This window comes from Geobacillus sp. C56-T3, from assembly GCF_000092445.1.
GTDB lineage: Bacteria > Bacillota > Bacilli > Bacillales > Anoxybacillaceae > Geobacillus > Geobacillus thermoleovorans.
In genome coordinates this window covers 1-12,649 of record NC_014206.1, presented here as the reverse complement: position 1 = coordinate 12,649, position 12,649 = coordinate 1, and the positions used below count along the sequence as shown (strand labels likewise).

The following is a 12,649-nucleotide window of genomic DNA, read 5'->3' as shown; positions in this document are numbered from 1 at the left end:
CGCAAAACTTGATATGGTGGAGCCTATCGGGATCGAACCGATGACCTCCTGCTTGCAAAGCAGGCGCTCTCCCAGCTGAGCTAAGGCCCCATCCAATGGGCCTAAGTGGACTTGAACCACCGACCTCACGCTTATCAGGCGTGCGCTCTGACCAGCTGAGCTATAGGCCCATATACACATTGCAAGGAACAATAAGTTCCCTCAAAACTAAACAAAACAGCAAGCGTCATTATAATCAAACTGATAGGTTTTGTCAAGAAATTCTGTCTAGCTCCGGCTCGCCGCCGCTCGGGGTCAAATAACCTTCGCCTTCGGGATTGTAAATCCCTCCAGGCGAAGAACATTTGCCCATCGCGGCGAAACGCTCGCCTCCGCTTTTCGAATTGTCTAGCTCCGGCCGCCATCGGCTCGCGACGCTTCGGTCCTGCTGCGGCGGGCTAAGCCCGCTCGCAGGCCCTCCAGCGCACCTCGCCGATAGGCGGGCGGCCTCCGCTTTTCATCCTTAGAAAGGAGGTGATCCAGCCGCACCTTCCGGTACGGCTACCTTGTTACGACTTCACCCCAATCACTTGCCCCACCTTCGGCGGCTGGCTCCCTTGCGGGTTGCCTCACCGACTTCGGGTGTTGCAAGCTCTCGTGGTGTGACGGGCGGTGTGTACAAGGCCCGGGAACGTATTCACCGCGGCATGCTGATCCGCGATTACTAGCGATTCCGGCTTCATGCAGGCGAGTTGCAGCCTGCAATCCGAACTGAGAGCGGCTTTTTGGGATTCGCTCCCCCTCGCGGGTTCGCAACCCTTTGTACCGCCCATTGTAGCACGTGTGTAGCCCAGGTCATAAGGGGCATGATGATTTGACGTCATCCCCACCTTCCTCCGACTTGTCGCCGGCAGTCCCTCTAGAGTGCCCAACTGAATGCTGGCAACTAGAGGCGAGGGTTGCGCTCGTTGCGGGACTTAACCCAACATCTCACGACACGAGCTGACGACAACCATGCACCACCTGTCACCCTGTCCCCCCGAAGGGGGAACGCCCAATCTCTTGGGTTGTCAGGGGATGTCAAGACCTGGTAAGGTTCTTCGCGTTGCTTCGAATTAAACCACATGCTCCACCGCTTGTGCGGGCCCCCGTCAATTCCTTTGAGTTTCAGCCTTGCGGCCGTACTCCCCAGGCGGAGTGCTTATCGCGTTAGCTGCAGCACTAAAGGGTGTGACCCCTCTAACACTTAGCACTCATCGTTTACGGCGTGGACTACCAGGGTATCTAATCCTGTTTGCTCCCCACGCTTTCGCGCCTCAGCGTCAGTTGCAGGCCAGAGAGCCGCCTTCGCCACTGGTGTTCCTCCACATCTCTACGCATTTCACCGCTACACGTGGAATTCCGCTCTCCTCTCCTGCACTCAAGCCCCCCAGTTTCCAATGACCCTCCACGGTTGAGCCGTGGGCTTTCACATCAGACTTAAGGGACCGCCTGCGCGCGCTTTACGCCCAATAATTCCGGACAACGCTCGCCCCCTACGTATTACCGCGGCTGCTGGCACGTAGTTAGCCGGGGCTTCCTCGTGAGGTACCGTCACCGCGCCGCCCTCTTCGAACGGCGCCCCTTCGTCCCTCACAACAGAGCTTTACGACCCGAAGGCCTTCTTCGCTCACGCGGCGTCGCTCCGTCAGGCTTTCGCCCATTGCGGAAGATTCCCTACTGCTGCCTCCCGTAGGAGTCTGGGCCGTGTCTCAGTCCCAGTGTGGCCGGTCACCCTCTCAGGCCGGCTACGCATCGTCGCCTTGGTGAGCCGTTACCTCACCAACTAGCTAATGCGCCGCGGGCCCATCCGCAAGTGACAGCCAAAGGCCGCCTTTCAACCAAAGACCATGCGGTCTTCGGTGTTATCCGGTATTAGCTCCGGTTTCCCGGAGTTATCCCGGTCTTGCGGGCAGGTTGCCCACGTGTTACTCACCCGTCCGCCGCTGACCAAACCAGAGCAAGCTCCGATCCGGTCCGCTCGACTTGCATGTATTAGGCACGCCGCCAGCGTTCGTCCTGAGCCAGGATCAAACTCTCCAAAGAAAGTTGATTGGCTTTTCGGATTGTCCAGCTTCGGCCAAAGCGGCCTCCGCTTTTCATGCTGTCTAGCTTCGGCCGCTATCGGCTCGCGACGCTTCGTGTCCCGCTGCGGCGGCGACAGCCTCCTCGCGGGCCTCTCAGCGCGTTTCGCCGATAGGCAAGCGGCCTCCGCTTTTCTTATGACGCTTGCGTTTTGTTTAGTTTTCAAGGAGCTTTTCCGCTGTCCCTTAATGATGACAGCTATTAAATAATAACCCATGGACAACGAAAAGTCAACAACTTTTTTATTTCTTTACCGTCACAAGCAATGTTGATTGTATCATGTGGATGTTGTTTAGACAATAGTATTTTTTTGAAACTGACACTGATCAACCTTGCACCATTTCCTCGATATATATGTCCCGCTGAACGCTTAGTGACAGCAACTGTCCAGTTTCGATGATCTTGACGATCGGCCGGGCTGGCTCGTCCGAAGGAATAAACATCACTTCAGCCATTTCGCCGTTGGAGAGTTTGACGACAGCTCCTGTTTGTAGGCCGATGAGATTGTTCACCAGCGCGGCGACAGCTTCTGTACTCAGTTTGCCGAACTGCTCCCTTTGCATCGTTTCAATGGCCCGAAACGGCGACTGTTTGCGACGGTATAACCGTTCTGAAGTCATGGCATGGTAGACATCAGCGACGGCAACGATCTGGCTGTAAGGGTGAATTCTTTCTGCTTTTACTCCGAGCGGGTAGCCGCTGCCGTCATTTCGTTCATGATGCTGCAACACGGCAAGTTTTGCCCCATGGTTTAGCGCAGGGATTTTTTGCACCATGCGGTAGCTGAAGACAGGGTGTTGCTTTACTTCATTGAACTCGGCTTCAGTGAGCGCTGAGGGATTTGTCAAAATTCTCTTACTTACTTTCGCCATGCCACAGTCTGCTAGCACACCGGCAAGGGCGATTTGGTGGCATTCCCCTTCGCTGTATCCAAGCTGCATGGCCAAAAAGCCCGCGAGCAGCCCGACGCTGACGGCATGATGGTGCAAATATTCGTCCTTTGTTGCGTAATGATGCAACATAAGCAACTCCCGTTTTTGGCCCGCCATTCGTTCAAAAAGCGAAATGATGACCCCTCTGATTTCGCCGATATCAACCGGCAAACCGGCTTGCCACGATTGAAACCATGTTTTGTATCGTTGGACCGCCTCTAAGTAGAAGGCCATCGGCTGTTTGGCAGCCGCCGTTGATGCGGAATCGACGTTGGGAAATGGTTCACCGTTAGCAAGCAATGGTTCAACGTCCACTTCCTCAACGAGGAATTTTTCAAGTACGAGTAGCAACGGTTTCGTGATCACGGTGTTTTTCGGTATAATTGGACGTTTCGTCTTGCCGAGCACATCTTCAGCGAGCACGCATCCTTCGCGAAGCTGGGAGCGTTTCACACGGACCATCGATTAGTGCCCCCTTTGTCTTTTTTTTTCTCTGTATTTCTATCGTAACATGATTTTGGCCGCGATGGCAGGCTTTTGAAACAGAAAAACGACGCCCCGCGCCTATAGGCGAAGCGCCGTTTCCGTTAGGCTGAATGATCTTCTTCTTTATTCCTCGTCCCTTTCTTCCTCAGGCACTTTCGCCACCGTAGCGACGCACTCATGCCCATCTTCGCCAGAGAGGCGAATGAGCTTAACGCCTTGGGCGATTCTTCCCGTCCGAGAAATATCGCTGACGGCAATGCGAATGAGCACGCCGCCGGTCGTGATCACCATGACGTCTTCATTGCCGACGACGGTTGTCACCGCAACGACAGGACCGTTTTTATCCGTGACGTTGCACGTTTTCAATCCTTTGCCCCCGCGGCTTTGCACGCGGTATTCCGAGGCCGGAGTGCGCTTGCCGAACCCTTTTTTCGTGACGACAAGCACATCATGATGGTCTTCTAAAATTTCCATGCCAACTACTTCATCCCCGTCATCAAGCGTGATCGCTTTGACTCCAGTCGCGCTGCGGCCCATCGCCCGCACGTCGGTTTCCGGAAAACGGATGAGCATGCCGTTTTTCGTACCGATGATCAAATGCTTTTTGCCATCCGTCAGCCGGACAGAAATCAGTTCATCCCCTTCGCGCAAATGGATGGCGATAAGCCCGTTGTTGCGAATATGGGCGAACGCTGAAAGCGGGGAACGTTTGGCAATTCCTTGCTTTGTCGCAAACACGAGGTAGCGTTCATCGCTAAACTCGCTTTCAATCGGAATCATGGCGTTGATCCACTCATCTTTATCGAGCTCAAGCAAGTTGATGATCGGCAGCCCTTTGGCTGTGCGGCCGAATTCCGGAATCTCGTAGCCTTTTGCCTGATATACTTTCCCTTTATTCGTGAAAAACAGCACGGTGTCATGAGTCGACGTAATGAGCAAATGTTCGACAAAATCGTCTTCCGCCGTATGCATGCCTTGCACGCCCCGTCCGCCGCGTTTTTGGCTCCGGTACGTCGATAAAGGCAAGCGCTTGATGTAGCCTTTATGAGTAAGCGTGATGACGACATGCTCTTGTGGAATTAAATCCTCGTCATCGAACTGCTCAACGGCTCCTGAAACGATTTCCGTGCGCCGCTCATCGTTGAACCGCTCCTTAATTTCGCTCAGTTCATCGCGAATGATTTGCAATACTTTCTCTTCGTCGGCCAATACGCCTCTCAGTTCTGCGATCAGACGGACAAGGTCTTGGTATTCTTGTTCGATTTTTTCCCGCTCAAGGCCGGTTAACCGTTGCAGGCGCATATCCAAAATCGCCTGCGCTTGCCGTTCACTGAGTGAGAACCGCGCCATCAGCCCTTCGCGCGCCGCCTCCGTTGTCTGTGAGCGGCGGATGAGGTCGATCACTTCATCCAAATGGTCAAGGGCGATGCGCAACCCTTCCAGAATGTGAGCACGCGCCTCGGCTTTTTTCAGCTCAAACGCCGTCCGCCGGCGGATGACGGTTTTTTGATGGTTTAAATAATGCTCCAAACACTCTTTTAAGTTCAGCACTTTCGGCTCGCCGTTTACCAAAGCAAGCATGTTGATGCCAAAACTCGTTTGCAATGCCGTATGTTTGTACAAATTGTTCAACACAACCTTCGCGTTGGCATCGCGCCGCACTTCGATAACGATGCGCATGCCGCTCCGATCCGACTCGTCGCGCAAGTCGGTGATGCCGTCAATTTTTTTGTCGCGCACAAGTTCGGCGATCCGCTCGATCAGTTTCGCCTTGTTTACTTGGTAAGGGAGCTCGGTCACAATGATCGTTTCCTTGCCGTTTGGCTGCTGCTCGATTTCGGCCTTGGCGCGCAATGTAATGGAGCCGCGACCCGTTTCGTACGCCTTGCGGATGCCGCTGCGGCCGATAATTTGTCCAGCGGTTGGAAAGTCAGGTCCTGGGATGTATTCCATCAAATCGGCAACCGTCATCTCCGGATTTTGGCTTAATGCCAACAAGGCATCAATCACTTCGCCAAGCTGGTGCGGCGGAATGTTCGTCGCCATTCCGACAGCGATGCCGGATGAACCGTTGACAAGCAAATTAGGAAACCGGGACGGCAGCACGACCGGTTCTTTTTCCGAACCGTCATAGTTGTCTTGATAGTCAATCGTGTCTTTGTTGATATCGCGCAAAAGCTCCATGGCGATTTTCGACATGCGCGCTTCCGTGTAGCGCATCGCTGCTGCCGCGTCGCCGTCAATCGATCCGAAGTTGCCATGTCCGTCGACAAGCATGTAGCGGTAGTTGAAATCTTGCGCCATGCGCACCATCGTGTCATACACGGCGGCATCCCCGTGCGGATGATATTTCCCGATCACTTCGCCGACGATGCGAGCCGACTTTTTATACGGTTTATCGGCAGTCATGCCGAGGTCGTGCATGGCATATAAAATGCGGCGATGCACCGGCTTCAGCCCGTCGCGCACGTCCGGCAGGGCGCGCGAAACGATGACGCTCATCGCATAGTCAAGAAACGAAGAACGCATTTCCTGGCTGATGTTCACTTCGCGGATGCGCGGTTGTTCGTGTTCTGCCATTCGTTCAAACCTCCCTTTGAAACCTCCTCCAGTCCGGACCGCCCGGCCAGGCGGACGCGGACGGACGGCGGGCGCCGCTTCGCTCGCGCGCCGGGTGTCCCCGTCGGCAAGGTGAAGCGAGGAGGGCGGCTGATTCCCTCTTTTTTTATCCTAAATGTCCAAGTTTTTCACATAACGGGCATTTTCTTCGATGAACTGGCGGCGCGGCTCAACTTTATCGCCCATTAAAATTTCAAACGTTTCATCTGCGTCAATGGCGTCTTGCAAGCTCACTTGCAGCAACGTTCTCGTTTCCGGATTCATCGTCGTTTCCCAAAGTTGCTCCGGATTCATTTCGCCCAGTCCTTTATAGCGTTGAATCGTCGGTTTTGGCTGGTCCGGCAGCTCAGCAAGGATTTTCTCAAGCTGGCGGTCGTTGTAAGCATAACGCACCTGTTTTCCCTGCTCGATTTTATACAGCGGCGGCTGAGCGATATAAATGTAGCCGTGTTCAATCAATTCCCGCATATAACGGTAAAAAAATGTTAAAAGAAGCGTACGAATATGGGCCCCGTCAACATCGGCGTCGGTCATGATGATGACCTTATGGTAACGCGCCTTTGAGATGTCAAACTCTTCGCCAATGCCCGTGCCAAGGGCGGTAATAATCGCCCGCACCTCATTGTTCGACAAAATTTTGTCCAAGCGCGCTTTTTCCACGTTAAGGATTTTCCCGCGCAGCGGCAAAATCGCTTGGAAATGGCGGTCGCGCCCTTGTTTCGCGGAGCCGCCGGCCGAATCGCCCTCGACGACGTACAGCTCGCTGATCGACGGGTCTCTTGACGAACAGTCAGCCAGTTTGCCCGGCAAATTGGAAATTTCAAGCGCACTTTTGCGCCGCGTCAGTTCGCGCGCTTTTTTCGCCGCCAGCCGCGCCCGCGCCGCCATCATTCCTTTTTCGACGATTTTTCGGGCAATCGTCGGATTTTCAAGCAAAAACGTTTCAAATTGTTCGGAAAAGACAGCGTCGGTCACCGTGCGCGCATCGCTGTTGCCGAGCTTCGTTTTCGTTTGCCCTTCAAACTGCGGCGATGGATGCTTGATCGACACGATGGCCGTCAGCCCTTCGCGCACATCTTCGCCAGTCAAATTCGCGTCGTTTTCTTTAAAAATTTGCTGCTTGCGAGCGTAATCATTGATAATGCGCGTCAGCGCCATTTTAAAGCCAGATTCATGTGTGCCGCCTTCATGCGTATGAATGTTGTTGACAAACGAATAAATATTGCTCGTATAGCCGTCGTTGTACTGCAAGGCGATTTCTACGGCAATGCCGTCACGCTCGCCAGCGATATAAATTGGCTCTTCGTGCAGCACTTCTCGTGTTCGGTTCAAATGACGGACGTATGAACGAATGCCGCCTTCGTAAACATATTCGTTTTTTCGGCTGTCAACCCGTTCGTCCGTCAGCGTGATTTTTAAGCCGCGATTTAGAAAGGCGAGCTCACGCAACCGAGTGGCCAGCGTTTCATAGTCAAATTCGGTCGTCTCAGTGAAAATTTCCGGGTCCGGCTTAAAACGGGTCGTCGTTCCGGTCCGGTCTGTCTCGCCGATGACTTGCAAGTCGGTGCACGGTTCTCCGCGCTCGTACCGCTGGTAATGGATTTTTCCATCCCGATAGACGTACACTTCGAGCCATTCCGATAAGGCGTTGACGACCGAAGCGCCAACGCCGTGCAAGCCGCCGGACACTTTATAGCCCCCTCCGCCAAATTTCCCACCGGCATGAAGGACGGTCATAATGACTTCGACGGCGGGACGCCCGGTCGCCTCGTGAATGTCAACCGGAATGCCACGCCCGTTGTCGGCGACGGTGATGCTGTTGTCTTTGCCGATCGTCACATCGATGTTTGTGCAATAGCCCGCCAACGCCTCGTCGATGCTGTTGTCGACGATTTCCCAAACGAGATGGTGCAGTCCTTTCGGCCCCGTCGAGCCGATGTACATCCCCGGGCGCTTGCGGACCGCTTCAAGGCCTTCAAGCACTTGGATTTGGCTTGCATCGTACGTCTGCTCAACCCGTTGTTCCATTGTCATGCCTGATCACCTACGCTTTCTTTGCAAACGTTCAACGGTCTCGCGGTCAAGAAGGAGCGGTTACCGAGCCAGAATGAACTCGATAAATGGCCGCTTCTTGAATGATATCGTGCTTAATGCCGTCAATGCTTGTTGTTGTGACAAAAGTTTGCACTTTTTTCCGGATGGCATCAAGGAGGTGGGTTTGCCGAAAGTCATCAAGTTCTGATAACACATCATCCAGCAATAAAATGGGGTAATCGCCTAACTCGGAAAAGATGAGCTCAAGTTCTGCCAGCTTGACCGCTAGCGCGGTTGTACGTTGTTGCCCCTGGGAACCGAAAGTTTGCACGTTTTTTCCATTCACGAAAAACGCGATGTCATCGCGATGCGGGCCGACCAACGTTGTTCCCCGCAGAACTTCCCGTTCCCTCATGGCGGCGAACGTTTCACTGTATGCTTCTACTATTCTCGACAATTCCGCCTTTTCTGATACGTCGACCGACGGTTCGTATCGGATGCAAAGCTGTTCGGCGCCGCGGCTGATTTCATAGTGGATTGGCATCGCCCATTGCTCAAGCAGCGACAAAAACTGGCGGCGCCGCAGCGTAATTTTGGCCGCCAGCAATACAAGCTGCTCAGTTAACACATCAAGAACCGCCTCATCGCTCCGCTCGCGCGCCTGCATCATTTTTAAGTAATGATTGCGTTGTTGCAGCAGCTTTTGGTATTGGCTCAAATCATGTATATACACAGGCGACACTTGCCCGATTTCCATATCGACAAATCGGCGCCGCACTTGCGGACTTCCCTTGACTAAATTCAAGTCTTCGGGAGCGAACATGACGACATTCAAATGGCCGACGTATTGGCTGAGCCGTTGCTGTTCAATATGGTTACATCTTGCTTTTTTTCCTTTTTTTGAAATAAGCAACTCAAGCGTTAACGACCCGCTTCGTTTTTCCGCTCTTCCTTCTATTTTAGCATACTCTTCATTCCAACGGATAAGGTCTTTATCGTTGGACGTGCGGTGCGACTTCGCCATAGCCAAAACATAAATGGCCTCCATCATGTTCGTCTTTCCTTGGGCATTTTCTCCTAAGATGACGTTCACGCCCTCGCCGAAATTCAGCGTTTCATACTCATAATTCCGGTAATTCGTCAACGTTAAGTTGGTCAAAAACACCGAACCTTCACCTACTCCGCTTTTACGACGACGAACGTACCAAACGGTTCAATGTCGATCCGGTCGCCGTCTCTCAGCTTTCGCCCGCGCCGGTTTTCCCGTTCTCCATTGACAAGCACGTGATGTTCCTGCAAAAACCATTTGGCCGCACCGCCAGTATCGATCAATCGCACAAGTTTCAAAAGCTGCCCCAGCGTAATCGTTTCCGTTGTAATCGTCACCCGTTGTTCCATCCGTGTCATCGCTCGCTTTCCTTCAAACTGCCTATTCTTTTATTTTACCGGAAAATCCGCCCACTCGCAAAGAAAGCCGATGGGAAGGATGGGCATAGATGTTGCCCGCCTTCTCATCGGACTTGAGAAAAAGCAGCGTTGTCGGGCGGCTTTTGCCCTTGAAGCTGAATGGTTTTCGCCAATAGGAGGGCGGTGGGTCAATATGTTCTCACCGGCAAAATGAGCTGAAGCATCGAATCGGTATGAAGCGGGCGCAACAGGAACGGCCGCATGGCCCCAGTGAAGCTGATTTGAATGTCTGTTCCATCAAGCGCCCGCAACGCGTCCATCATATATTTCGCGCTGAACGAAATGTTCAACTCTTCCCCTTCAAGAGACTCCGTTTGCAGCTGCTCCGTCACTTTCCCGATCTCCGGAGAAATCGAAGAAATTTCGAGCATTCCTCCAGGAAGCGTCGTCAGTTTCACAACGTTGTTCCTTCCTTCTCGAGCAAGCAAGGATGCTCGGTCGATTGCCTGCAGAAACTCTTTTGCATTGACGATCATGGTCGTTTTGCTTTCTGTTGGAATCAAGCGGGCCGTCTCCGGATAGTTGCCGTCAAGCAGCCGGGAAAAGAAGAGAAGGTGCTCGGCCTTAAATAGCACTTGATTGGCTGTCATGACGATGTCCACCGGGTGGTTGCCGTCATCCAAAATTTTGCTGAGCTCATTAAGACTTTTTCCAGGGATGACGACGTTGTATGATACTTCATTTTCCGACTCAATTTTCACTTTGCGCATGGCTAAGCGATGACTGTCGGTCGCTGTGCAGACAAGCTCGCCATGTTCAACTTTCCAGTTGACACCTGTCAAGATTGGGCGCGTTTCCGATGTAGAAACGGCGAACACCGTTTGCCGAATCACGGTTTTCAATAAATCAGCCGGGATTTGAAACACGTTTTCTTCTTCAATTTGCGGCAGGCGCGGATATTCGTCGGCGTTTAGCCCATTGAGGCGGAATTCTGAGTGCCCCGAGCGGATGATCGTCAAAAAGTTGTCTTCCGTTTCGATTTCCACCGTTTGTTGCGGCAGTTTTTTCACGATTTCAGAGAAAAAGCGCGCCTGCAGTACGATGCTCCCCGGTCTTTTCACATCAACGAGCAACTTGCCTTCTTTTTCAAGCGGAATAAACGATTCAATTGAAATGTCGGAATCGCTTCCGGTCAGCGTTACTCCCAAGGCGGTTGCTGTTAGTTTGATTCCGGTCAAAATCGGAATCGTCGTTCTTGTCGATACGGCTTTCATCACGTCTTGGACGCTCTTGGCCAACGCTTCGCGGTCAATGGAAATGTTCACGTTGCTGTTCCTCCCCGTTTCTTTAGATCGTCGGAAATAAATTATGAAAATATAAAAACAAAAACCGTAGTACTAGTCGTATGGCTTGTTAGTATGTGGATAAACAAAAAAAGCGAAGCAAGCACAGCCTGTCCACATGTGGATAAGCTGTGCATAAAACCGAGACAGTTGTTCACAGTTGCTTCAGCTTTTCTTGAATCTCTTGTATATGCCTTTGCAGCTGCGTATCGGTTTGCAAAAGCTTTGATATTTTTTCATGGGCGTGGATGACGGTTGTATGATCGCGTCCCCCAAATTCATCGCCGATTTTCGGCAACGAACAGTCGGTCAGTTCGCGGGAGAGATACATGGCAATTTGCCGAGGGAACGCGACCGATTTTGTTCGCTTTTTCGCTTTAAAATCTTCCATCTTGATGTTGAAATGCTGTCCAACAACGCGCTGAATGTCTTGAATCGTGATTACCTTCGGCTTTGCGCTCGGGATGATGTCTTTCAATGCCTCTGCTGCCAAGTCAGCGGTGATCTCTTTGTTGATGAGCGACGAATAAGCGACGACGCGAATGAGAGCGCCCTCAAGCTCGCGGATGTTCGAGTCAATTTGATTGGCGATATAAAGCATTACCTCGTTTGGAATGTCAAACCCCTCCGCCTTCGCCTTTTTGCGGAGGATAGCGATCCGCGTCTCCAAATCAGGCGGCGTAATGTCGGTGATGAGCCCCCACTCAAAGCGCGAACGCAAGCGGTCTTCGAGTGTTGGGATTTCTTTCGGCGGTCGATCGCTTGAGATGACGATTTGCTTGCTCTCCTCGTGCAGCGTATTAAACGTATGGAAAAATTCTTCTTGCGTTTGTTCTTTTCCGGCCAAAAACTGAATATCATCGATCAGTAGGACGTCAACGTTCCGGTACTTGTTGCGAAAGTCGTCAGGGCGGTTGTCTCGGATGGCGTTAATAAACTCATTCGTAAACTTCTCTGAAGATAAATAGACCACTTTCGCCGATGGGTTATGTTCAATCACGTAATGGCCGATCGCGTGCATTAAGTGTGTTTTTCCAAGTCCGACGCCGCCATAGATAAACAAGGGGTTGTATGCTTTGGCCGGAGCCTCAGCGACCGCCAGTGAAGCGGCATGGGCGAACCGGTTGCCGGATCCGATGACAAACGTATCGAACGTGTATTTCGGATTTAACATGCTTTGTGGGAAATCGTTTGTCTCTTCATACGGTTTCCGTTGCTTTTTCTTCGATGACTGGAACTCTAGTTCTTCATCATCCTGATTTGGCGGAATGATAAACTTGACGGCCAATTCTTCGCCCGTGATGGTGTAGATCGTTTCCGCAATCAAATGAGAGTAGCGAGAATCAAGCCAATCTCTAGCAAACTCGTTCGGGGCTACGATGACGAGCGTGTCACCTCGTAAAGAGTGGGCTTTTGTTGACTTGAGCCAAGTTTCAAAGCTCGGCTTGCTGATTTTTTGTTCAATCTCCGCGAGCACGCGATCCCATAAATCATGGATATTTTCCACCCGTTGCCCCTCCCTTAAGTCAGAGGATGATCGTTTGTTTAAAAAAATAAGTTTGTAGAAAAAGCATATTAAGGAAATAAAGAAGCTTTTCGACAAAATCCACCATCTGTGGGTAACATTATTAACGCGCTGTGAAAAAAACTATCCACAATCTATCCACAAAATGTGGATAGACTCATCTTATCCACATAATTATCCATAGTGAAAACACAATAATA

The 12,649-nt window shown here is 52.0% G+C and carries 7 protein-coding genes, 2 tRNA genes and 1 rRNA gene; all 10 read right to left on the bottom strand.

Annotated elements, in window-relative coordinates:
- Positions 1–14: 14 nt before the first annotated feature.
- Positions 15–90, bottom strand: a tRNA-Ala gene (locus GC56T3_RS00050).
- 6 nt (positions 91–96) lie between these two features.
- Positions 97–170, bottom strand: a tRNA-Ile gene (locus GC56T3_RS00045).
- Between the two features lie 336 nt (positions 171–506).
- Positions 507–2,064 (bottom strand): 16S ribosomal RNA (locus GC56T3_RS00040).
- Positions 2,065–2,429: 365 nt separating this feature from the next.
- Positions 2,430–3,497 carry an HD-GYP domain-containing protein gene (locus GC56T3_RS00035; RefSeq protein WP_012820421.1) on the bottom strand — a complete coding sequence of 356 codons (1,068 nt, stop codon included), beginning with the start codon at positions 3,495–3,497 and terminating at the stop codon, positions 2,430–2,432.
- Between the two features lie 147 nt (positions 3,498–3,644).
- The gene (gyrA, locus tag GC56T3_RS00030; RefSeq protein ID WP_011229522.1) at positions 3,645–6,101 is read right to left on the bottom strand and encodes a DNA gyrase subunit A; all 2,457 of its coding nucleotides are present in this window, start codon (positions 6,099–6,101) and stop codon (positions 3,645–3,647) included.
- 150 nt (positions 6,102–6,251) lie between these two features.
- Positions 6,252–8,174 (bottom strand): DNA topoisomerase (ATP-hydrolyzing) subunit B, encoded by a 1,923-nt coding sequence (gene gyrB / locus GC56T3_RS00025; RefSeq protein ID WP_012820420.1) that lies wholly within the window; start codon positions 8,172–8,174, stop codon positions 6,252–6,254.
- Positions 8,175–8,220: 46 nt separating this feature from the next.
- Entirely contained in the window at positions 8,221–9,339 is a 1,119-nt protein-coding gene (gene recF / locus GC56T3_RS00020; RefSeq protein WP_012820419.1) for a DNA replication/repair protein RecF, read from the bottom strand.
- A gap of 11 nt (positions 9,340–9,350) precedes the next feature.
- Entirely contained in the window at positions 9,351–9,581 is a 231-nt protein-coding gene (gene yaaA, locus GC56T3_RS00015; RefSeq protein ID WP_012820418.1) for a S4 domain-containing protein YaaA, read from the bottom strand.
- Positions 9,582–9,769: 188 nt separating this feature from the next.
- A complete protein-coding gene (dnaN, locus tag GC56T3_RS00010; protein WP_013143950.1) occupies positions 9,770–10,906 on the bottom strand; it encodes a DNA polymerase III subunit beta in 1,137 nt (378 codons plus the stop codon).
- 172 nt (positions 10,907–11,078) lie between these two features.
- Complete coding sequence (gene dnaA / locus GC56T3_RS00005; RefSeq protein ID WP_011229517.1) at positions 11,079–12,431, bottom strand: chromosomal replication initiator protein DnaA; 1,353 nt, start codon at positions 12,429–12,431, stop codon at positions 11,079–11,081.
- Positions 12,432–12,649 lie beyond the last annotated feature (218 nt).

Excerpts from the sequence above, each read along its gene's own strand:
- GC56T3_RS00035 (WP_012820421.1), bottom strand. The coding sequence starts at position 3,497 with ATGGTCCGTGTGAAACGCTCCCAGCTTCGCGAAGGATGCGTGCTCGCT.
- gyrA (WP_011229522.1), bottom strand. The coding sequence starts at position 6,101 with ATGGCAGAACACGAACAACCGCGCATCCGCGAAGTGAACATCAGCCAG.
- gyrB (WP_012820420.1), bottom strand. The coding sequence starts at position 8,174 with ATGACAATGGAACAACGGGTTGAGCAGACGTACGATGCAAGCCAAATC.
- yaaA (WP_012820418.1), bottom strand. The coding sequence starts at position 9,581 with ATGACACGGATGGAACAACGGGTGACGATTACAACGGAAACGATTACG.